23 protein-coding genes are annotated in these 21656 nt (G+C 42.2%); all 23 read right to left on the bottom strand.

The features are described 5' to 3' along the window. Window positions 1-11 precede the first annotated feature (11 nt). The 23 genes from yabQ to NSS80_RS00265 all read right to left on the bottom strand — a co-directional run bounded on the left by yabQ (window position 12) and on the right by NSS80_RS00265 (window position 21597). Complete coding sequence (yabQ, locus tag NSS80_RS00375; RefSeq protein ID WP_041115217.1) at window positions 12-650, bottom strand: spore cortex biosynthesis protein YabQ; 639 nt, start codon at window positions 648-650, stop codon at window positions 12-14. Then, entirely contained in the window at window positions 647-955 is a 309-nt protein-coding gene (yabP, locus tag NSS80_RS00370) for a sporulation protein YabP (protein ID WP_024425646.1), read from the bottom strand. The genes yabQ and yabP overlap by 4 nt, the downstream gene beginning before the upstream one ends. 73 nt (window positions 956-1028) lie before the next feature. Beyond that, entirely contained in the window at window positions 1029-1289 is a 261-nt protein-coding gene (locus NSS80_RS00365) for an RNA-binding S4 domain-containing protein (protein ID WP_008341839.1), read from the bottom strand. Next, a complete protein-coding gene (gene mazG / locus NSS80_RS00360) occupies window positions 1286-2770 on the bottom strand; it encodes a nucleoside triphosphate pyrophosphohydrolase (RefSeq protein ID WP_317222387.1) in 1485 nt (494 codons plus the stop codon). Before mazG ends, NSS80_RS00365 begins: the two co-directional genes overlap by 4 nt. Beyond that, window positions 2760-4361, bottom strand: a complete 1602-nt coding sequence (locus NSS80_RS00355) for a polysaccharide biosynthesis protein (RefSeq protein WP_342498390.1) — start codon at window positions 4359-4361, stop codon at window positions 2760-2762. The genes mazG and NSS80_RS00355 overlap by 11 nt, the downstream gene beginning before the upstream one ends. 187 nt (window positions 4362-4548) lie before the next feature. After that, on the bottom strand, window positions 4549-5085 hold the full coding sequence (spoVT, locus tag NSS80_RS00350) for a stage V sporulation protein T (RefSeq protein ID WP_034284159.1): 537 nt from the start codon (window positions 5083-5085) through the stop codon (window positions 4549-4551). Between the two features lie 139 nt (window positions 5086-5224). Continuing rightward, window positions 5225-8758, bottom strand: a complete 3534-nt coding sequence (mfd, locus tag NSS80_RS00345; protein WP_317222389.1) for a transcription-repair coupling factor — start codon at window positions 8756-8758, stop codon at window positions 5225-5227. Between the two features lie 68 nt (window positions 8759-8826). Beyond that, window positions 8827-9057: an anti-sigma-F factor Fin family protein gene (locus NSS80_RS00340; protein ID WP_003217967.1), complete on the bottom strand. Its 231-nt coding sequence runs from the start codon at window positions 9055-9057 to the stop codon at window positions 8827-8829. Between the two features lie 55 nt (window positions 9058-9112). After that, complete coding sequence (pth, locus tag NSS80_RS00335) at window positions 9113-9679, bottom strand: aminoacyl-tRNA hydrolase (RefSeq protein ID WP_317222392.1); 567 nt, start codon at window positions 9677-9679, stop codon at window positions 9113-9115. A gap of 140 nt (window positions 9680-9819) precedes the next feature. Further along, entirely contained in the window at window positions 9820-10446 is a 627-nt protein-coding gene (locus NSS80_RS00330) for a 50S ribosomal protein L25/general stress protein Ctc (RefSeq protein WP_034284155.1), read from the bottom strand. Window positions 10447-10584: 138 nt separating this feature from the next. Next, entirely contained in the window at window positions 10585-11538 is a 954-nt protein-coding gene (locus NSS80_RS00325) for a ribose-phosphate diphosphokinase (protein WP_024425641.1), read from the bottom strand. A 22-nt stretch (window positions 11539-11560) separates the two neighbouring features. Continuing rightward, window positions 11561-12931: a bifunctional UDP-N-acetylglucosamine diphosphorylase/glucosamine-1-phosphate N-acetyltransferase GlmU gene (glmU, locus tag NSS80_RS00320; RefSeq protein ID WP_041115202.1), complete on the bottom strand. Its 1371-nt coding sequence runs from the start codon at window positions 12929-12931 to the stop codon at window positions 11561-11563. A 198-nt stretch (window positions 12932-13129) separates the two neighbouring features. Next, the gene (spoVG, locus tag NSS80_RS00315) at window positions 13130-13426 is read right to left on the bottom strand and encodes a septation regulator SpoVG (protein ID WP_008357439.1); all 297 of its coding nucleotides are present in this window, start codon (window positions 13424-13426) and stop codon (window positions 13130-13132) included. Between the two features lie 223 nt (window positions 13427-13649). After that, complete coding sequence (ridA, locus tag NSS80_RS00310) at window positions 13650-14027, bottom strand: 2-iminobutanoate/2-iminopropanoate deaminase (RefSeq protein ID WP_317222394.1); 378 nt, start codon at window positions 14025-14027, stop codon at window positions 13650-13652. A gap of 38 nt (window positions 14028-14065) precedes the next feature. Further along, window positions 14066-14899: a pur operon repressor gene (purR, locus tag NSS80_RS00305; RefSeq protein WP_024427197.1), complete on the bottom strand. Its 834-nt coding sequence runs from the start codon at window positions 14897-14899 to the stop codon at window positions 14066-14068. Window positions 14900-14954: 55 nt separating this feature from the next. After that, on the bottom strand, window positions 14955-15824 hold the full coding sequence (gene ispE, locus NSS80_RS00300) for a 4-(cytidine 5'-diphospho)-2-C-methyl-D-erythritol kinase (RefSeq protein ID WP_019743558.1): 870 nt from the start codon (window positions 15822-15824) through the stop codon (window positions 14955-14957). A gap of 146 nt (window positions 15825-15970) precedes the next feature. Beyond that, window positions 15971-16156, bottom strand: a complete 186-nt coding sequence (locus NSS80_RS00295) for a small, acid-soluble spore protein, alpha/beta type (protein ID WP_012008653.1) — start codon at window positions 16154-16156, stop codon at window positions 15971-15973. A gap of 163 nt (window positions 16157-16319) precedes the next feature. Further along, the gene (locus NSS80_RS00290) at window positions 16320-16577 is read right to left on the bottom strand and encodes a Veg family protein (protein WP_003217979.1); all 258 of its coding nucleotides are present in this window, start codon (window positions 16575-16577) and stop codon (window positions 16320-16322) included. 213 nt (window positions 16578-16790) lie between these two features. Further along, window positions 16791-17675, bottom strand: a complete 885-nt coding sequence (yabG, locus tag NSS80_RS00285) for a sporulation peptidase YabG (protein WP_041115201.1) — start codon at window positions 17673-17675, stop codon at window positions 16791-16793. 114 nt (window positions 17676-17789) lie between these two features. Beyond that, window positions 17790-18668 (bottom strand): 16S rRNA (adenine(1518)-N(6)/adenine(1519)-N(6))-dimethyltransferase RsmA, encoded by an 879-nt coding sequence (gene rsmA / locus NSS80_RS00280; protein ID WP_034284149.1) that lies wholly within the window; start codon window positions 18666-18668, stop codon window positions 17790-17792. Then, window positions 18661-19221 (bottom strand): ribonuclease M5, encoded by a 561-nt coding sequence (gene rnmV, locus NSS80_RS00275; RefSeq protein ID WP_024427200.1) that lies wholly within the window; start codon window positions 19219-19221, stop codon window positions 18661-18663. Before rnmV ends, rsmA begins: the two co-directional genes overlap by 8 nt. Window positions 19222-19382: 161 nt before the next feature. Continuing rightward, window positions 19383-20585: a G5 and 3D domain-containing protein gene (locus NSS80_RS00270; protein ID WP_034284147.1), complete on the bottom strand. Its 1203-nt coding sequence runs from the start codon at window positions 20583-20585 to the stop codon at window positions 19383-19385. A 244-nt stretch (window positions 20586-20829) separates the two neighbouring features. Next, window positions 20830-21597 carry a TatD family hydrolase gene (locus NSS80_RS00265; protein ID WP_024425634.1) on the bottom strand — a complete coding sequence of 256 codons (768 nt, stop codon included), beginning with the start codon at window positions 21595-21597 and terminating at the stop codon, window positions 20830-20832. Window positions 21598-21656: the final 59 nt, after the last annotated feature.

Genomic DNA, 21656 nt, shown 5'->3' with positions numbered 1-21656 from the left:
GGCCTCCTCTCTCACTTTGTCCAGAATTGTTTCCATTTCGTTTTGATGGTACCAGATAATTTCTTGGCCCCTTGTAAAATTCCTGCTCCTTTTGAGAAAAACAATCTCATTGATGTTCGCCATTTTTCGGGAATCCGATGAATAATGGTCACATTGAGTAACCAGATGAGCGGATAACAAACAATCGACAGCACCTTCCACACGAGCCGAAACGTAAAACGAACTAGACGTAAGAGCGAGTGGAGCAAGAACAGTATAGCACTTATGACCAATGTGATCATCCAGCGGATCGGCTGGAAGACAATCGACATGACCAGCCTTTTCAGGAAGAGAACGGTCTGATATACACACATCATGATAAACTTGAGAATCTTAAGATACAGATGTTTCATCAATGCCTGATACATCGAGAAACCTAGAGCAACGGCTAGAAAAATATAAAGCCTGAATTCTCCCTCATTTGTCAGCAGCAGGACGTAAAAGAATAAGAGACCCTGTACCATCCAAAAAAGGAGATCGTGGATAACCAAAAGCCATTTTGCTGTTTTTTCCCGATTCACAAACAGCTTGTACGTATCAAGCGATGCGCCCAGCCAGATGCCCATCGCCGCCATGGAAAGCATCGTATAAAACTGGACTGTCAGCGTCATTTAAACAGCTTGCTAAAAAATCCTTTAGCTTTCTCCCCGTGCTGCTCATCCACATAGATTAAATCAAAAACACGCCCTTTAATCGACACAACGCCCTTTTCGACGTCTAGGTTTTTCATTTGCAGATTTTCTCCGCGGATGGCGAGAATCCCCATGACCGTCTCCAGCAGAAATTCCTCACTATCAAAGCTTTCCACTTGTTTGACACCAGTAATATCTAAATGCTTTCTGTTTCGCATTGTGACATTATGCTCCGCGTCTGATGACAGCTTCGTGCCTTGAGGTTGATTATAATATTGATTCATCTATACATCCCCCATATCTCATACTTGCATGTTACTGCATTGTATGTGATCAGAGGGTCATTTAGAACAAGCCCTATTCTGCTGTTTTTTCTTCTTTTAGCACAGTATACATGCCAGCCGCTTCTTCTTTTTTCGTCGTGTCCTTTAACTCGTTGACTTGAACAGTCACTAGTTTTTGACCAAAGCGGATTTGCAGCTCATCTCCTTCTTTCACGTCAGAGCTTGCTTTCGCCTGTGTTCCGTTAATAGAAATCCTGCCTTGATCAGCTACTTCTTTTGCCAATGTTCTTCTTTTAATTAAACGGGACACTTTTAAAAATTTATCTAGTCTCATGTGTCTTCACCTCTTTCTATGCGTTTTGCATCGTTCCATAGATCGTCCATTTCCTCTAGCGTTAAGTCATCTAATGAACGGCCTATGTCCTTTGCTTTTTGTTCGATATGCTGAAAGCGCCGTATGAATTTTGTGTTGGCAGAAGCGAGCGCCGTTTCAGGCTCTAAGTGATAGAACCGGCCAATATTGACGAGAACAAACAAAAGATCTCCAAATTCATCTTTCATCTGCTTCGTTGCACCATCGTTCGTCTTCTCTGCCACTTCATCGAGAAATTCCTGCTTTTCTTCTTCGTATTTGTTCCAAATATCTTGAACATCTGTCCAATCAAAGCCTACCTTGGCAGCTTTCTTTTGGAGCTTATATGCCTTTGTTAGTGCTGGAAGTGTCGCCGGAATCGATTGCAAAATAGAACCGGTCCGCTCTGGCTTCTCCTGCTGCTTGATTTTTTCCCAGTTGGCAACCACATCTGCTGCCTCAGAAACATTCGTGTCACCAAACACATGGGGGTGCCGCCGAATCATTTTTTCTGTGACATGCTGAATGACGTCATCGATTGAGAAATAACCGTCATCTTCGCCAATTTGAGCGTGAAGCAGCACCTGCAGCAGCACATCACCAAGCTCTTCCACCATATGATCTGGGTCATCTTCATCTATCGCTTCAAGCAGTTCATAGCATTCTTCAATTAAATATGGTTTGAGTGATTCATTGGTTTGTTTTTGATCCCATGGACAGCCGCCCGGACCTCTTAATATACGTATGACGTCACGGAAGGTGTCAAATTGTTGATAAAGCATCTGTTCATCTTGAATTGGAGGAACATAAACACTCGTTAAGTTATTTATCGACACATCTCGATCAAGTTCAAATAAAGGAACGGCAGTAATCTGTTCCTGACTGCTTCCAGCTGCTGTCACAATATAAATTTCATAATCGTCAGGGAGCTTTTCCATCAGCGTGAGTTTCACATTCGAAGCTGTCATCTGATCATATACCTGACAAATCAGGACGTGCTGGGTTAATTTCAGATCATCCGCTCTCATATCCCCTGCATCAACGAATTGTAATCCCTCGATGGGGTCAATCTGCAAGGAGTTGAATGTCGCATCTAGAAAGCTTTGTCCACCAGCGACAGACACCTCAATCCCGCGCTCTTTCTGCCCGGCGACGAGCAGCTGTACGGTCTTTTCTGCCACAAATGGATGACCAGGTACAGCGTACACAATGTCTTTTTCCGCTGCCTCTGCAAATAATATTTCGGTAATTTCCTGATACACCTGATCAAACTGATCGTGCTTTTCATAAATTTCATCAAAAAAGGTGAGAGATGGGACCTCCTGCATTAACTCTGCGGTAAGCGGATGATCCTGCGTTCTCATAAATACTTCTTTCGCCTGCTTCAGCTGCTTATATACACCGAGCGTCAGCTGATCCATGTCGCCTGCCCCGAGACCGACGACGGTAATCTTACCTGCCATTTTGATTCCCTCTCATCTGTTTAAAATATAAAATCTTTTCTCCTAATGGAATGAGTCTCCATTCCTCGTCCGTAAATACTTCTAGCTTAAGAATACTATATAAAAAGGCGAAACCACCAATAAAAACTGATGTCAGGCTCTCTAAAACGGAAAACGGGCGTTTTTCAAAGGGAATCACCCATGAAAACAGAGCCTGATATCCTATTAAGACCACAGCCATGAAGGCGGCTGATAAAAGAATTTTCACCGGGAACAGCTCTCTCAACGAAATCCATCCTTTATGCTTCAAATAAACGGCATTGAGCACGGCTGCTGTGAGAAAACCACATACAGTTGACCACGCGGCACCGTGGATACCAAATAACGGTACAAGCGCAATCGTTAAAATCCATTTCACCAGCACGCTGAGAACCACCACAACAGCAGGATATACAGTATGCCCGAGCCCTTGCAGTAAAGCCGCCTGCGTAATGGCAATCGACGTAAAGACGATCGATATACAGAATATTTGCAAGGCATCGGTGCCTAAGTCATTACGAAAAAGCATTGTATTGACTGGTGCTAAAATACAAATCAGTCCAACCGCTGACCCTATCCCTAATACCGACGTGGTCTTAACCGATGACCGAACTTTTTGCTGTATCGTTTCATGCTCTCCATTCCTCATGGCTGCCGATAAAAATGGCACAAGTGAGGTTCCGATGCTGATGGCAAACACCGTTCCGAGCTGTAAGAAAGGCTGGCCTCGGTCATATACACCTTTCGCTGCCTTTGCCGCCGCTTCACTGAGACCCTCGCTGCGCAGCAACGCATACAGATGAAAAGCATCAATCATTTGCATCCATAAAATGAGCAAACCGCTGACACAAATCGTCAATGTATACAGCACCAAACTCTTCATAACATCTTTTTTTCGAAGTGTCTGTTTGCCTGACATACTTGCAGCAGACTGCTTTCGATAGGTCAGCCAAAGGAAAAGAAGCAAAATGAGCGAGGCCGCACTTCCCGCGATAGAAGAGAACACTGCACCCGCCCCTGTTTCATAAAGCGAATAGCCGTGCCTCACGAAATAGAAGGATAAAACAAGCAGGACACCTACCCTGATGAGCTGCTCAACCAACTGAGAAACAGCCGTTGGAAGCATCAGACCGTCACTCTGAAAAACTCCCCTCAGCATCACAGTGAGCGGCAGAAATAGAAACACAAAAGCACTCATCTGGATGAGCAGAATTAATTGACTGTCTGCCATAAGACCCGCAATTGTGCCTGCTCCTATGTAAAGACAAAGAAATAAGACCAGGCTCAGTAAAGTGATATAGACCAAGGATACCCTTGTAATGATCCGTCGATTCTCTTCCCCATGCTCACTCAAAAGCTTGGACACCATGACAGGAAAACCTGTTGTACCAAGCATGATGGCAATGCCAAGGAAAGGATATACCTGCTGATAAATATAAAACCCTGTGTCCCCTACGATGTTTTGAAACGGGACACGGTAAACGGCACTTAGTACCTTTGATAACAAGCCTGCGATGGTCAAAATCACCGCACCCTGGAAAAGCCAGTGCGGCTGATTCACAGCATTTTTCATGGATGACTCCTTTAAAATAGATCTACAGTTAAACGCACTCATTATATCATACGTGAAAAAGACGTTCCTTTCTAAGGAGTAGACGGCACATGTCTCGTTTTGTTTCATTCCATATAAAAAACCGACAAAATCAAATGATTTCATCGGCATTCTTTCGTTTTATCAAAATGATATAGAGTTATTAGACCTAATGTTCCATTTGACGGGCTAAGAAGCCAGCTGCTGTCTCTGCCGCTTTATGCTCCACTTCTCCCATTGAACGCTCTTTAGAAAATAAGACGACGGCGCCAATCGGATCTCCGTTTGCAACAATAGGTGCAATGGTATAAGAAGATACGTCATCATCAATACCATCGACAAGTTGAATTTCTTTTTTGCTTTCTTCTAACACAGAATTACGCTGATCCATTGTTCGTTCAAGTAAATCACTGATGGATTTGTTTAAGTACTCTTTTTTCGAACTGCCGGATACAGCAATATACGTATCTCGATCACAGATCAGGATGGAATGACCCAAACTGTCGAATAATGCATCAGCATATTCCTTCGCAAAGTCTCCTAGCTCACTAATCGGCGAATACTTCTTCAAAATCACTTCTCCATCGCGGTCGACGAAAATCTCAAGCGGATCTCCTTCCCGAATGCGCAATGTTCTGCGAATCTCCTTCGGAATAACCACTCTACCTAGATCATCGATGCGGCGTACAATTCCAGTTGCTTTCATTCACTGCTGCCTCTCTTTCGTTTGATGATGTGTTGGGTGAATGGAACAAAAGCGTCCACTTTATGCAACATTCACCACTTGACCCTGAGTTTAGTATCCGTCACATCAAACGTAATATACACGAGAGACAAACAAAATTTTATGAAGATGGAATGGTTTCTTTTTTCACATCTTGAAGGCCTCGAAGCATGTTAAGAACAACCTCAAGCCATTCCTCTGTCTTCTTGCCTTTCGTTTGGACAGAAATAATCAGTTTGCTGCCTTCCATTCCTAACCCGATTTCACGTCCATATTTACTGCCGAGCTCAAATAATTTTTGACCGTCGATTTCACCGCTTGCTTTCTCATCAAGGGTCATTCTGACAATGCCTTTCTCCATCTTGATCAGCTCGACACGTTCCTGGACAGCGTACACCTTCATTGTCGCAATCGTAAACAAGTCAGCCACTTCTTGCGGATATTCACCAAATCGGTCGATCATTTCATCCTGAAGCTCTTTTCTCTCTTCAATCGATCCAATTGCTCTGAACTGTTTATACATTTCAATCTTTTGCTTGCCATCCGAAATATAAGTGTCTGGGATGTAAGCATCAATTTGCAGATCAATTTCTGGCTCGAACTTATCTTGAGCCGTTGTATCGCCTCTTCTTTCCTCAATGGCTTCTTTCAGCATTTGAGAATAGAGGTCGAATCCAACCGAATCAATGAAGCCATGCTGCTGAGCACCAAGTAAGTTCCCTGCTCCTCGAATTGTTAAATCACGCATCGCAATTTTAAACCCAGATCCGAGCTCTGTGAATTCTTTAATGGCTTGAAGTCTTTTCTCCGCAACTTCAGAAAGAACTTTATCTTTTCGATACGTGAAATAAGCATAAGCGACACGGTTCGAACGCCCGACTCGTCCTCTTAGCTGGTACAGCTGAGAGAGCCCCATTTTATCGGCATCGTGGACGATGAGCGTGTTCACATTTGGAATATCGACTCCCGTTTCAATGATGGTGGTACTGACCAATACATCTGATTCACCTTCAAGGAAATTGATCATCACTGATTCAAGCTCGTTCTCACTCATTTTCCCGTGCGCATAACTGACTTTTGCGTCTGGGACTAGCATGGAGATTTCGTCTGCTTTTCGTTCAATATCCTCAACACGGTTGTAAAGGAAGTACACTTGACCGCCGCGTGCTAATTCTCGCTCAATCGCTTCTCTGACTAGAGCGCCATTGTACTCGACCACATAGGTTTGAACAGGGAATCGATTTTCAGGCGGTGTTTCAATCACTGATAAATCCCGTACGCCAAGCATGGACATATGAAGCGTACGCGGAATTGGGGTAGCTGTTAATGTCAGTACGTCAATATTGGCTTTCATCTGCTTAATTTTCTCTTTATGCGTCACACCAAAACGCTGTTCCTCATCAATGATCAACAGTCCTAAATCCTTGTAGACGATGTCTTTTGAAAGAAGGCGGTGTGTGCCGATAACCATATCGATCGTTCCGTTTTTCAGCCCTTTTAACGTTTCAGTTGTTTCTTTTCTTGTACGGAAACGGCTCAGCTGCGCAATTTTGACAGGGTAGTCTTGGAATCGGTCCATGATTGTGTCAAAATGCTGCTGTGCTAAGATGGTTGTCGGAACAAGCAGGGCTACCTGCTTTCCGTCAGCAATCGCTTTGAAGGCCGCACGAATAGCCACCTCCGTTTTTCCGTAACCCACATCTCCACAAAGCAGACGGTCCATTGGACGTTCCCGCTCCATATCCTGTTTAATTTCGTGAATCGAACGGATTTGATCATCTGTTTCCTGGTAAGGGAACGCAGATTCAAACTGGCGCTGCATCTCATGATCAGGCGAGAAAGCATATCCTTTGCTTGCCTCGCGTTCTGCGTACAGTTTAATCAGATCATCTGCGATGTCCTGTACAGATGTTTCAACTTTTTTCTTCACGCGTTTCCAATCGCTGCCGCCTAGTTTGTACAGCTTTGGTTCTTTACCTTCTGATCCTACATATTTCTGCACCTGATCAATTTGTTCAACCGGTACATAAAGCTTGTCGCTTCCTTGATAATGAATATTTAAATAATCTTTATGAATGCCGCCGATTTCAAGCGTTTCAATTCCTAAATATTTACCGATCCCGTGGTTAATGTGCACCACATAATCGCCGACTTGAAGCTCTGAATAGCTCTTGATCCGCTCTGCATTGGTCAGCTTTTGCTTACGCGCCTGTTTTTTCACACGTTTCTTGAAGAGTTCACCTTCTGTGATTACAGCAATTTTTGATAACGGCAGTTCAAAGCCTGTTTGCAGCTCACCTTGTAAAATATACACCTGTCTGCTCACAAGCTCAGCGTCCGGTTTAGCAAGAGCGGCTTCAATGTCATAATCATGCAGAACAGACGACAGCTTTTCTGTCCGCTCTTCATCAGCACCTAAGAAGACAACCGTGTATTGCTGTTTTTTATAGCGTTCAATTTCACTCGCCAGCACATTCATCTGTCCGTGGAAATTCTGCATTTGCTTACTAGATACATTGACGATATTTTGCGGATTTGTCTGCTGGACATGTCTCAGGAACAAAGAGTAGTACAGAATGGATCTCGATTGCTGATTGATCAGTTCTTGGAACGGGAAAGATAGAGATAAATCATGAAGAATATTGCCTTCTTCAAGCAGACTAATTGTCCAATCGGCTTCTTCCTGTTCAAGCTGTTCTTCCATCTCCTGAATTCTGCTGATTTCATCTAAAATAATAATCGTATCCTGCGATGTGTAATCTAGCAAACTAGCAGGCTTTTCATAGAAATAGGACAGGTACTTCGTCATTTCCTGTGTCACGATGCCTTCTAACAGCTTCTCGCGATCAGCAGATATATTTTGATGAAGCAGTTCTTTTTGCTGATCTGAGTTGAATTTCTTTAAGCTCTTCGCCAGCCCTTGATCAAGCTGTTCAATGGCTCTCACTCGTTCAGGACCTCTCACAATTAACTCTTTTGCAGGACCTATTTTGATTTCTTGAAGGGTTTCTAATGAACGCTGTGTATCCGAATGAAACGTTCGAATCGAGTCTATTTCTGTATCAAACAGTTCAATACGGATTGGATGATCTTCCGTTAACGCATAGATGTCGATAATTCCTCCGCGCACACTAAAATCTCCGGGCGCTGCAACCATCGACGTCCGGTCATAACCAATTTGTACGAGCTGTTTTGAAAACGCCTCCAAATCAATTTCTTCACCGATCTTTAAATGGATCTGACTCTCCTTCCAGAGCTCAACTGGCGGAAGCATCCTGCGAACCGCAGCAGCGGGAGTGACGATAATGGGGTTTTCTCCATTCGCAAGTCGATTCAAGACATCCAAACGCTGTGCTCTCAGCTCAGGACTTGCCACTGCAATTTCTGAAGCGATGAGTTCATTGACAGGATAAAGAAGAACCGAGCGATCTGGCATCACACTTGCTAGATCATCTGTAACCTTCTGCGCCTGATATAAATTGTGAGTCACAATAAACATCGGCCGCTTCAGTTCGTCTGATATCGCGGCTGTAAATAAAGATCTGACGGAGCCTGATAGTCCGGCAAGCAGCTGTTCTTTTAACCCTTCCTTTAGCCCATTAAAAATGGACTGAAAATCATCACTTTGTTTGATAAATGATTGTATGTTTTTCATTTGGCTCCTCCTCCCTGTTTGTTTAAAACAGAAAAACGCTTTGGTCTAATATCTACACCAAAGCTTTTTTATTGAATAAAAGTATGATACTGATGGTAATCAGGATTTCTTTCGAGCGCCTCTTGGCAATCCTCACAAATGGTTTGTACATGTAAATCACCATTTTCCCTATAAGAAATCATATCGTTTCTTTCCTCATTTGTTAAGTGATGAAATCCAAGTGCTTCACTTTGGACAGCGGATTCATCTAGACTGCCAACCTTTACACCACAGTGGCGGCAGTAATAATGCAAAGCCATACGTGATCCTCCCATGCTGAGATTTTATGATCAGTATGTGCTTCGCTTATCATTCTTATACCTTCTTGTTAAAATCATTCATCACTTCTAAAAACGGCTTTTTTAAAGCCGCTTCACAGGCCTCGACAGACGATTGAATGGCTGATGCGATGTCAGGCTGTTCTTCTTCTGAGAAACGTCCTAGTACGTAATCAACGACCTTCATGCCGTTTTGAGGACGTCCAATGCCGATACGGAATCGGTCAAATTCAGGTGAGCCTAAATGCTGAATCAATGATTTGATTCCATTATGCCCGCCTGCACTTCCTTTTGTACGTAAGCGAATCCGTCCAGTTGGCAAATCAAGATCATCATAGATCACTTTCAAATGTTCGAGGGGAATATCGTAATAGTCCAACAGCGGACGCACACATTCTCCTGATAAGTTCATATATGTAAGCGGCTTTACAAGTAGAACCTTTTGCCCCGAAACAAACCCAGTTCCAAATTGTCCATGGAATTTTGATTGATTTAAAGGAATGTCCCATTTTTTCGATAATTCATCTATTGTCATAAACCCGACATTATGTCTTGTTTTTTCATATTCTTTTCCTGGATTGCCTAATCCAACGAATGCAATCATGAAACCAATAACCTCCTTTGTCACACAGCACACGCCTAAAAAATGAGCCAATCAGATTGCCTCATGTAAAAACGTATGAATTCTTTTCATTCTAGCACAAAAGACGCAACCGCGGGAGGGTTACGTCTCTAAATGACCAGTTATTCTCCATCGTCATCCTTTTCTTTAATGGCCTCAGGCTCTTGCGGCTCTTCTTCGCTATCTGGCTCAGGAACCTCTGATTGCTGAGGCGGCAGAATGGAGGCAACGACTTCTTCTGGATCGTTATTGATTTGATAAGATGACTGAACAGGCAGATCAGCAACTGTTAAGACATCATTGACTTCTAAGTTTGTAATATCAGCTTCAATATTCTGCGGAATATCTTTTGGTTTCGCTGTAACAGATAGTTCAAATAGTGGCTGCTGAAGCACACCGCCATCTTTTACCCCTTTAGACTCGCCAATCAGCTGTATTGGTACATCTGCCTCAATTTCACGCTGTAAGTCAACGACTTGGAAATCAGCATGAACAAGTTCGTTTTTCAGCGGATCTGTTTGTAATTCTGTCACCATCACAGATTTCGTTTCACCACCCACATCTAAGGTGATGATTGTATTCTTCCCTTCATCACGTAAGGTTTTTAATAAATCGATGCTGTCTAATGAAACAGCCAGATTGTCTGTATTTTTTCCGTATATGACACCAGGAACGTGTCCTGAATGACGGATTTTTTGCAGTGTGGAACGTTTGAAATCAGTTCTTTTATTTGCTTTTAAAGTTGCCATATTCAGCACCATCCTATTTCTTTTTTGTCACTACTCTCATAATTACCCATAACCGAATCATTTTAAACCTATTTGCCGTGAATGATGATAGCAAAAAGACCCTAAGCTTGATGCCTAGGGCCTTTTTTAATCAGATAATCAGCTAAAAAGGTAGCTCACAGATTCTTCTTCATGTACACGGATGATGGCTTCTGCAAGCAAAGGCCCAACTGAAAGCGGAATGAATTTTCCAACTTTCTTGTCATCAGTTAATTGAATACTGTTTGTTACAACTAATTCTTTAATTTTAGAGTTTGTGATGCGTTCTACTGCTGGTCCAGACAAGACTGGGTGCGTACAGCAAGCATATACTTCAGCTGCTCCATTTTCGACTAGCGCATTTGCAGCAAGTGTAATAGTACCAGCCGTATCAATAATATCATCGATCAGAATCGCCGTTTTGCCTTCAATGTTACCAATAATGTTCATGACTTCAGCAACGTTTGGCTTTGGACGGCGTTTGTCGATAATTGCGATTGGCGCTTTCAGGCGGTCTGCCATTTTACGCGCACGTGTCACACCACCGTGGTCAGGAGACACAACAACGATATCATTCAAATTCTTCTGTTCGAAATAGTTTGTTAAGATTGGCACAGCCATTAAGTTATCGATTGGAATATCGAAGAAACCTTGGATTTGCGGCGCATGAAGATCAAGCGCAATCACACGTGTAGCACCTGCTGTTTCAAGCAAGTTTGCAAAAAGCTTCGCAGTGATTGGCTCACGAGGTTTTGCTTTACGATCTTGACGTGCATATCCGTAATAAGGGATCACAATATTGACAGTTTTCGCAGAAGCGCGTTTTAGCGCATCCACCATAATGAGCAGTTCCATAATATGCTCATTGACTGGCGCACTTGTTGATTGAATAACATAACAATCACAGCCGCGGATACTTTCTTCAATATTGATTTGGACTTCACCGTCACTAAAGCGTTTAACAGAGCTCTTTCCTACATCAACTCCGATACGATCGGCAATTTCTTTGGCAAGTTCAGGGTTTGAATTCAAAGAGAATATCTTTAAATTCGCATCAGCATAACGATTAGACATGGTAAACCTCCGGGTATTTGGATTATTTTTTATGAATATTTTTCACATAATCTTCTTTATTGACTTGTCTTGCTCTAGCAATAGACAATGCATCCTGCGGTACATCTTCTGTAACCGTTGAACCGGCTGCAACATATGCCCCTTTTCCGACAGTGACTGGTGCAACGAGATTTGAATTACAGCCAATAAATGCGCCGTCTTCAATCTTCGTTAAGAATTTGTTTTTCCCATCATAGTTGACTGTAATGGAACCACAGCCAAGATTTACATCAGTTCCGACCTCTGCGTCTCCAATGTAGCTTAGATGAGATGCTTTGCTGCGGTCTCCAAAAACTGTTTTCTTGATTTCGACAAAATTTCCGATTTTTACTTCATCGCCAATTTTCGACAATGGGCGAATATGAGCAAACGGTCCAATTGTCACATCAACTCCAACCTCACTATCGCAGACGACAGATTGCTTAATAACTGTTCGATCTCCGATGATGCTGTCAACAATTTCAGTGTTTGGCCCAATAGTGGCGTCTGCACCGATTTTTACATTCCCTTTGATGACCGTCCCAGGATAAATAACTGTATCTTCACCGATGACAGCATCTGGCGAAATATACGTGTTCTCAGGATTAATCAAGGTCACACCATTCTTCATATGCTGATGATTAATACGTCGCTTCATGAATTGCTCTGCTTGTGATAGAGCGATACGGTCATTGACTCCAAGTGTTTCTTCAAAATGCGGTGTTTGATAAGCTGCAACTGTTTGCCCTTCATTTTTTAGAATTTCAATAACGTCTGGCAAGTAGTATTCACCCTGTGCATTTTCATTCGACACTTGCTCAATCACACGGAAGAGATCTTCATTTGAAAAGCAATAAGTCCCTGTATTAATTTCATTCACTTGACGCTCTGCATCGTTCGCATCTTTATGCTCCACAATTTTCACGACAGCACCTGTTTCGTCACGAATAATACGGCCATAGCCTGTTGGATCATCCGCATGTGCTGTTAAAATAGTGACTTTCGCTTGATGTTTTTGATGCTCGCTTAACATGGCTTCCATTGTTTCCGCTGTCAATAATGGCGTATCACCACAAATGACAATGGTTGTTCCCTTTTCCTGCGCGAGGAACGACTTTGCTTGTTTAACGGCATGGGCTGTTCCCAGCTGTTCTTCTTGAAGTGCATACTCACTTCTGTCTCCAAGCTGCTCTTTCACGTCCTCTGCACCATGACCGACAATCGTCACTAGCTTGGCTAAAGAAAGCTTTAACGCTTCATCTGCCACATGCTCGACCATTGGCTTTCCGCAAACTGGATGAAGTACTTTATATAGCTTTGACTTCATTCTCGTTCCTTTTCCCGCTGCTAAAATCACTGCGAACCGCTTATCCATTGATTGGCCTCCAATATCCCTATTATCCATAGAAAAATATATCCTAAATAAAGACTGATTTCAAGGATACATAAGGAAGTACAATAATTTTCTAACAGATGAAAGACTTAAGAAACAAGAGAAAGAACGCAAAAAAAACAGCATTTAAAAGAAAACATTCATTTTCTCTTAAAGCTGTCTTTTTAGGTTCACGTATGATTAAGAAGCTCCAGCTTCTTCATATTCAATTGTTTCTTCCTCTTCGCCTAAGCGATGATATTCATTTAATACAGCATCTTGGATTTTACCCCGAGTGCTTGAATTAATTGGATGTGCAATGTCGCGAAACTCTCCATCGGGCGTGCGTTTGCTAGGCATTGCAACAAACAACCCATTATTTCCATCAATCACACGAATATCATGAACAACAAATTCGTGGTCCAGCGTGATGGATGCAATCGCCCTCATGCGACCATCGGTATTCACGCGGCGTAATCTTACGTCAGTAACTTCCACAGTAGTTCACCACCTTTTCCCAATATAAAAGCATTACTTAGGTATTCAACGATCGTGGTGATTCTCCTGCTCTTTTTTTAAACTTTTTTGAAATATCGGGATATTTATACATTATTTGTCATATTCGTGACGACGCTTACATTCTCAGCATAAAAAAAGACATCATGATGATGTCTTTCCCTGCATATGATGAAACCAAACGGCTTTCATTGAGAGTGCCTGTTTATTTCACTAATGCAACTACTTCTATTTCTACAAGCGCATCCTTTGGAAGTCTTGCCACTTCCACACATGAACGAGCTGGCTTATGTGTATGGAAATACTCACCGTACACTTCATTCACTTCAGCGAATTGTTCCATATCCTTGATGAAAACAGTTGCTTTCACGACCGTTTCAAAGGAAGCACCTGCTGCTTCAAGTACAGCCTCAAGATTACGGAATACTTGATGTGTTTGTTCTTTAATATCTCCATTGACAAAATCTCCAGCTGTGGTTAATGGAATTTGCCCTGAGCTGTAAAACATGTTATTGACAATAATTCCTTGAGAGTAAGGTCCAATGGCTGCTGGTGCATGTTTGGTTTGAACAACTTTTGTCATATCAATCTCTCCCATTCAAATACATGTTTAATCAAAGCTTACGCTTTCGGATGAAAAAACTCGTGGAAATTGCCTTCATTGATCTCAATGATTTTTTGCTTCATATCAATGGTTGAAAGCTTTAACAATGAGACATATTCATCGACAAGACGTTCATCTACGCCTTCATCTTCTAAAAGAACACCGATCCCTGCAACATTTGCATTAAATTCCTCAAGCAAATTCATCATGCCGTTAATGGTTCCGCCCGCTTTCATAAAGTCATCAATGATCAGCACATTGGAGCCTTTATCTAAGCTGCGCTTTGCAAGGGACATGGTTTGAATTCGGTTAGACGAACCTGACGCATAATTAATACTGACTGTTGATCCTTCGGTTACCTTATTATCTTTTCTAACGATCACAACAGGCACATTTAAATAACCCGCAACAGAATAGGCAATTGGAATACCCTTTGTCGCAACGGTCATGACGACATCAATCGCACGGTCCGCAAAGATGGTCGCAAACAGCTTACCGATTTTCGCAAGAATCGATGGATTACCTAAAACATCGGTTAAATATAAATAACCGCCAGGAAGTACACGTTCAGGAGTTGATAATGCCTCTCCGATATCGTTTACTACGTCATCTGCTTCTTTTAGGTGAATTTTAGGAATATATTTCACTCCGCCAGCAGCGCCAGGTACAGTAAGCAATGTGCCTATTCCCTGCTGTTCGAAGGTCTGTTTGATAATCGTTAAGTCTTCACTAATGGAGGACTTTGCAGATTGATAACGTTCTGCAAAAAAAGTTAAAGGTACTAGTACGTGCGGGTGGGCTAACAAATAATTTGTTAAGTCCACCAATCTGCCGCTTCGACGAAACTTCATGAACTTACCCCCAGAACCCGAATAATTTATGAATAATATAACTTAATATACGGATTTAATCAAGGGCATTTTGTTCGCCGATCATGCGGACAGCGTATACTTGATCACAAAATCCTCTCAGTCCGTTATATATTCTTTGTACCTTCGATTCATATTGAATCAAGCCAAATACAGTTGGGCCGCTTCCACTCATTAATACAGCATCAGCACCGAAACGCTTCATCTGTCTTTTGATCATATCTACTTCCGGATACATCTTTAATGTCACAGACTCCAGAACGTTACCGAGTGAGCCGCACATCTCTTTATAATCTTTCGCTTCAATGGCTTCAATCATACGCTGTACATTTGGGTGTTCTACTTTGCTTGCGTCATATTGTCTATAAACTTCAGCTGTAGATACCCCAATCACCGGCTTCGCTAAAATCACCCAGCAATGCGGCGGTGTCGCGATATGCTTCAGTTTTTCTCCACGTCCTGTCGCTAGTGCTGTGCCTCCGTGTACACAAAAAGACACATCTGAGCCGATCTCCGCTCCAAGCTCAGCTAGTTCATCTAACGTGAGATTCAACTTCCACAAACGGTTTAAACCGCGAAGCGCTGCTGCAGCATCACTGCTGCCTCCAGCTAAACCTGCTGCAACAGGTATTGCTTTTGTGATGACAATCGATACTCCTTTTTGAATACCGAACCTTGTTTTGAGTAATTTAGCCGCCTGATAAGCCAAGTTACGCTGATCATCTGGCACAAATCGATTATGAGATGATACACGGATTTCGTCTTTGTCCAGCTCCGTCAGCTCAAGTCGATCTGCAAGGTCTATTGTTGTCATCACCATCTCTACTTCGTGATATCCATCCGGTCTTTTTCCATGAACATCAAGTGAGAGATTAATTTTTGCCGGTGCTTTTTCTAAAATACGCAAACATTTCACCTACTTCTCCATCTAAACATAAGTATCAATATTGTATCACATTTGATGGATCTGATGAATATTGGCTTTTACGCCCAGCACACTGACTTTTTCAGCAAAAAAAGCCAGAGACACCTGAGGTATCCCTGACCATTTTTCTATCGTTGATTCTCATCCTGAGCCATGTGCTGCTGAGCTAATTCGATGGCACGTTTGACCATATTACCTGCGTCACGCGCACGAATTTCTCCCCAGCCTCCATTTTTGACGGTATCATAAAATCCAAGATCCTTCGCCAGCTCGTATTTGAACTCATCTGACATAATGCCTCGGCGTCTACCCAAACGAAACAGCCCCTTTAGTCGAGAATTCGAATCAGTGCCACTGCTTTTGTGGCTTTCTTATTTTGTATCGAATCCTTTCTTTTACCCCTTTCAAAAAATGGACAGACTCCCATTCAGAAAAAAAGGCAAAACAAAAAGCAGTAAACAAGAAGTTCACTGCCCATTAATAGGCGACTGAGCTAGCGGTATCATCGAACGTTAATTCGACCGTCTCAGTCAGTATATCTGCATAACTGTAAGAAACTCTTTCAAACGAATTCTCATCTTGATCTAATTGAATCACAAATACAGAAGGGTACGTTTCAGCTAAAATGCCCGAACGCTCAATTGTTTTACGGCGGCCTCCGTTAGCCTTTAACGTCAAACGTTTACCTAAGTTACCATCAAGCGATCTTTTGATGTCGGACAAAGTCTTCGCCATTGCATCCACCTCACTGAGATAATTATACAACAACGGCCCATTTTTGTCAAATAAAAATTAAATTATATCAACCAACACGAGCCATTGTCAACAAAATAATTTTGACAAACTTCTACCTTTTCTCCTCCCTATTTTTCTCAAATTCCGGTGAATTATGTATCCGTTTGAAATTTCTTTTTACACATAAAAAAAACCAGACTGAAATCAGTCGGGTTATGTCGATTCATGGTCTTTTTTATATGGCATACCTACCCTTAAAACACCCTTCGTCTCGATGCCTCCGAGACCTTTTTCTCTTGTTAATGTATTACGAAGCACATCCCACACATTGATTCGATCTACAAATGGAGTGAAGCTGATCTTCGCAACGATATAGACGGGATCGAGCGCATGGATGTTCACACGTGAAGGTGAGCTTGCAAAATTGGCACCTGCTTGGATCAATGATTCGAAATAAGATTGACAGGCGCCTGCAAAGATCACAAGCTGATCTAAATGAGGAATTTTCTTTCTTGCTTTTTGAACCGTCTCAACGAAATGACGAGAATGGCGATAGGCACCGATATCATTTACGCCGCCCTTTTGCTTGGAATACGCATCATGCCCTGTAATGACCAAAATATCAGGCCGATATTGATCAAGTAACGAATCGATCACGCTTGGCATTTTCTTCTCATGACAATGCACTCCGTACACAGGTACACCAATTCGTTCATATACATCTAAGCATTTCTTTAAGTATGAAGCATCTCCATCTAAATGAAGGACCTTTCCAGGCATGTGAAAATACTGCTCCTGATGCTGATATTGTCCAGATGTATAATACTCTTGTTTTTCACGCAGCAGCTGATAATCCTGTCTTAGTAAGTCGAGCGATTCGTTAATTTTCCGTTCGTCGTCCTTTTCCCTTGTCAGCTGCTCCTCTTTTTGAATTAAGACGAGATCCGACATCTTAGCATCAGCAATCAGCCTTACTTCATTCCCATGCAATATGGCAGTGGCTTCGTGCTGATCTGTCTCATCAATTCGAATGATTCGAAACATAATATCCATTTGATAGGATGCCCTCGTCACCATATCTCCTATTTGAAATTGCATGCTGTTCACTCCACAATCAGGCTCATATCCTGTTGGTATCGTCTTTCATATATGCTGTTCTTTCTAGCCTATGCCCGAACAGTTGAAGTGGTGAAAAACAAAAGAAAAAAGCCCTTACGATAGGGCTTTTTGTAAAACATTCGACAAACGGGCAAATTCCTCAATGGATAATGATTCTCCGCGGCGCTTTCCATCAATATCTGCTGTTTGAAGTGCTTCTTCGATGATGGCTTTATGTTTTTTTCCATCAGGGAGATTGTTCATCAAATTATTCATCAATGTTTTCCGGCGCTGGCCAAAGCTTGCTCGGATCAATTGAAAGAAAAACGCATCATTTTCTACTGAGACAGCAGGCGTTTCACGAACAGTCAGCTTAATCACAGCCGAATCAACATTGGGCTGAGGAACAAAAACCGTTTTAGGCACAACCATCACCGTTTTTGCTTCGGTATAAAATTGAACTGCGATAGACAGTGAATTATATTCCTTTGATGAAGGGGCAGCTGCCATACGATCTGCTACTTCTTTTTGCAGCATGACCACAATCCCTTTCAATGGAAGGTTTTCTTCAAGCAATTTCATAATAATCGGTGTTGTCACGTAATATGGAAGGTTGGCTACGACCATCACTTCTTTACAGTCAGCAAAATTCTCCTCGATGACCTTTCTCACATCGGCTTTTAATACATCTTGATGAATGATCGTGACATTATCATATGGAGAGAGCGTATCGTTTAAAATAGGCAATAAACGCTGATCGATTTCAAAAGCGGTGACTTTCTTTGCACGTTTAGCGAGCTGCTCTGTCAATGCGCCGATACCAGGCCCAATTTCAATGACGCCGGTCTCATCTGTAACCTCCGCGTGATCGACAATGCGATCTAAAATATTTGTATCAATTAAGAAGTTCTGCCCCAAGCTCTTTTTAAAAGAGAAACCGTACTTCTTCAGTATTTCCTTCGTTCTGACGGGTGTCGCAATATCTTTATTCATCGGCTTCCTCCTGCATGACGGTCTTTAAGGCCGCAATAAAATCATGTTTGGTTATTTGGAACATGTGAAGGCGCTTTTGCAGCTGCTTCGCATTGGTATATCCTATATTTAAAAGCACTCCTAGTCGTTCGCGGCGGCGTTTCGATGCTTCGCCTCCGATAAGACCTGCGTCAAATAAGTCATCTAAAGTAATGTCACTTTCCGTTACTTCCATTTCTTCATGGACATGGGCAAGACATTCCCGAATACTGTCCAAGGAAGCATGTTCGACACCAATTCCTTTATCCCGCTTCGCCTTCGCAAGATGTTTTGGCAAAAAAGCATGCTTACAGCCAGGAACTGCCTCTGCGATGGTTTTACGGATCTTCTCACCAGGAAAATCAGGATCTGTTAAAATAATGACCCCTCTCGTCTCCTGAGCAAGACGCACTTGTTGAATGACTGTATCGCCAATGGCAGATCCGTTTGTTTCGATCGTATCTGCATCCACTGCCATCTTCACTCTGGCAGTGTCATCACGACCCTCCACCACAATGATTTCTTTGATTTTCATGTATTCCTCCGCTTGCAAAAACAATCTACATTTTTTGGTTAAAAAAACGAAACCTTTCATGCTGCTTTTGCGTCTAATTAATTAGAAAACAGTGCTTCTATTATAACCAAAAAAACAGAGGGTGCGCAAAGCCCTCTGTTCATATAAATGATTTGATGTGTTTATTTGAGTACTCTAATTTTTACTCGTTTATTTCCCCATTGATAAGCTGCCGACTTACTTGGGACGAACACATCAATTTTATTCCCTTTTATAGCAGATCCAGTGTCTGATGCAACGGCATATCCATAGCCTTCCACATACACTTTTGAGCCCAGCGGAATGACACTCGGATCAACTGCTATGACCTTTGCACCCGGATTCGCTTTTAAATCAAAGCCTGTAGACGTTCTGCCCGTACATCCAGCACAGCCCGCTGTATAGGCTGTTGATGCTACATAAAATTCTTTTCCTGACGATTCATTGCTTCGTGAAACCGCAGGGGACGCTGTAGGCTCCTTTTTGGCCACTTGTGTACCAATGGCCACTAAGCGGTCCTTACTATCTTTTTCGGTCACTTCTTTAATCAATTCTTTAGACACCACTTTGCCGTTTTCTTTCACAATGGCATAGTGCTTCTTCAATTTACCTTCTTCACCTTTTTTAAGTACCTTCTCTTTCCCTTTTTCAAGAGAATGATCCTTTTTATGTTTGGTATCAAAAGCAATTTTCTCTTCCACTACATCGGTGACCTTTTCCACCCGAGTGATCTTTATATCTGCGCTCTTTTTAGAAAGGTTACTATGTAACGCAGGCTTGATCTTATCGTGCTTCTTGAGCTTTAGCTCTTGTTGCTTTAAAAAGTCAGCGACCGTAGTCGAAGTGGTCCACACTTTTTTATCTTTTCCTCCATCATTTAAGCTGACCTGGAAGGCCTGCTGAACCACAAGATTCATATCCTTTTTTAACTTGTCATTCTTTCCTGGTGTTACTTGATCGTGCTTCCCTATATCTATCTTCTCATTCTTCAATAATGCTCCAACCGTCTGATCTGTAGTCCATATCGTTTTCTCTTTCCCATCTAGGGTCAGATGAACCGGTATAGCCGCATCATACACAATGTTCATATTGTCTTGAATCTTTGTATTTAGACTTGGAGAGATATGATCCTCCGCCTTGGTCCTTATGCCAAGGTCTGAAAGCAGCTGTGCTACTGTCTCTTCATGTGTACGAATTGTCTTCTCTTTACCATTGATTGAAATGGTAATAGACTGCTTAGTGAGCTCATGCGCACCGTAAGCCGTTCCAGTTCCAGCTAAAAGCAAGCAAACAACTAGTAATAAAACCTTGCCTTTTCCTAGCTTCACAGAAAACAGATTTTTCATTTTTTGTACGATGAAAAACGCCTCCTTCTCCTCGGAGAGATTATATAGAGTATCTCAAAACCTGTCAACCCTTCCACCCACTGTACAAAAATGCTCGATTGTAAACCTATTATGGGAGATTTATGGAAGGAAGGGAAGAAAGACTTATCGACAACTTATCCTATGAGGAGGCGCAAACGTGTAGAACTTTTTCGTTATGTTTCACAATTGGACAAGCTTAAACAAGGATTGACATCATATACTGTCAGTTTATACGGAAAACTTTTTTTGCATTTTTTGTTGTCAATTCAGCAAGCTCTTCAAAGCTGATTTCTCTCAGCTCCGCAATCTGTTCCGCGATATATTTGACATAACTTGGCTCATTACGTTTCCCTCTAAATGGCACTGGCGTTAAGTATGGGCAGTCTGTTTCAATCAAAAGCTTGTCACTTGGTATCTCCTTTACAACTTCCTTTGGCTTTTTGGCATTTTTAAATGTCACGGGTCCACCGAATGAAATATAAAAGTTCATCTCCATACACGCTTTTGCAGTTTCCAGACTGCCAGTAAAGCAGTGCATAATACCTCCAACCTCAGCTGCTCCCTCTTCCTTTAAAATCGTCACGACATCTTCCGTTGCGTCACGATTATGAATAACGATTGGAAGCTTCACTTCCTTCGCAAGAGCAATTTGGCGTCTAAATACTTCCTTTTGCACATCTTTTGGCGACTTGTCCCAATAGTAATCCAGACCCATTTCTCCAATTGCAACCACTTTTTCGTGTTGAGATAAATCTTTGATCCAAGCCAAATCCTCATCTGTCATATCAATAGCATCGACTGGATGCCAGCCGATAGCTGCATATATGAAATCATACTCTTCAATTAACTCCATCGCCCTCGTAATGGTTGGGCGGTCAAACCCTACCACCACGATTTTCTCAACTTTTTCGCTTTTCGCTCTTTCGATCACCTGCTCTAAGTCTTCATTGTATTGTTCTGCATTTAAGTGGGCATGTGTATCAAATAACATGGTTGATTGCTCCTTTCGACAATTCTCCTAAAAACAAAAGGTGTTCGACGAAATGTTAC

Source organism: Bacillus sp. FSL M8-0350, from assembly GCF_038593345.1.
In the GTDB taxonomy this organism is placed as follows: Bacteria; Bacillota; Bacilli; order Bacillales; family Bacillaceae; genus Bacillus; species Bacillus safensis.
The sequence above is the reverse complement of the archived record's forward strand: the minus strand, read 5'-3'. Positions and strand labels throughout refer to the sequence as shown.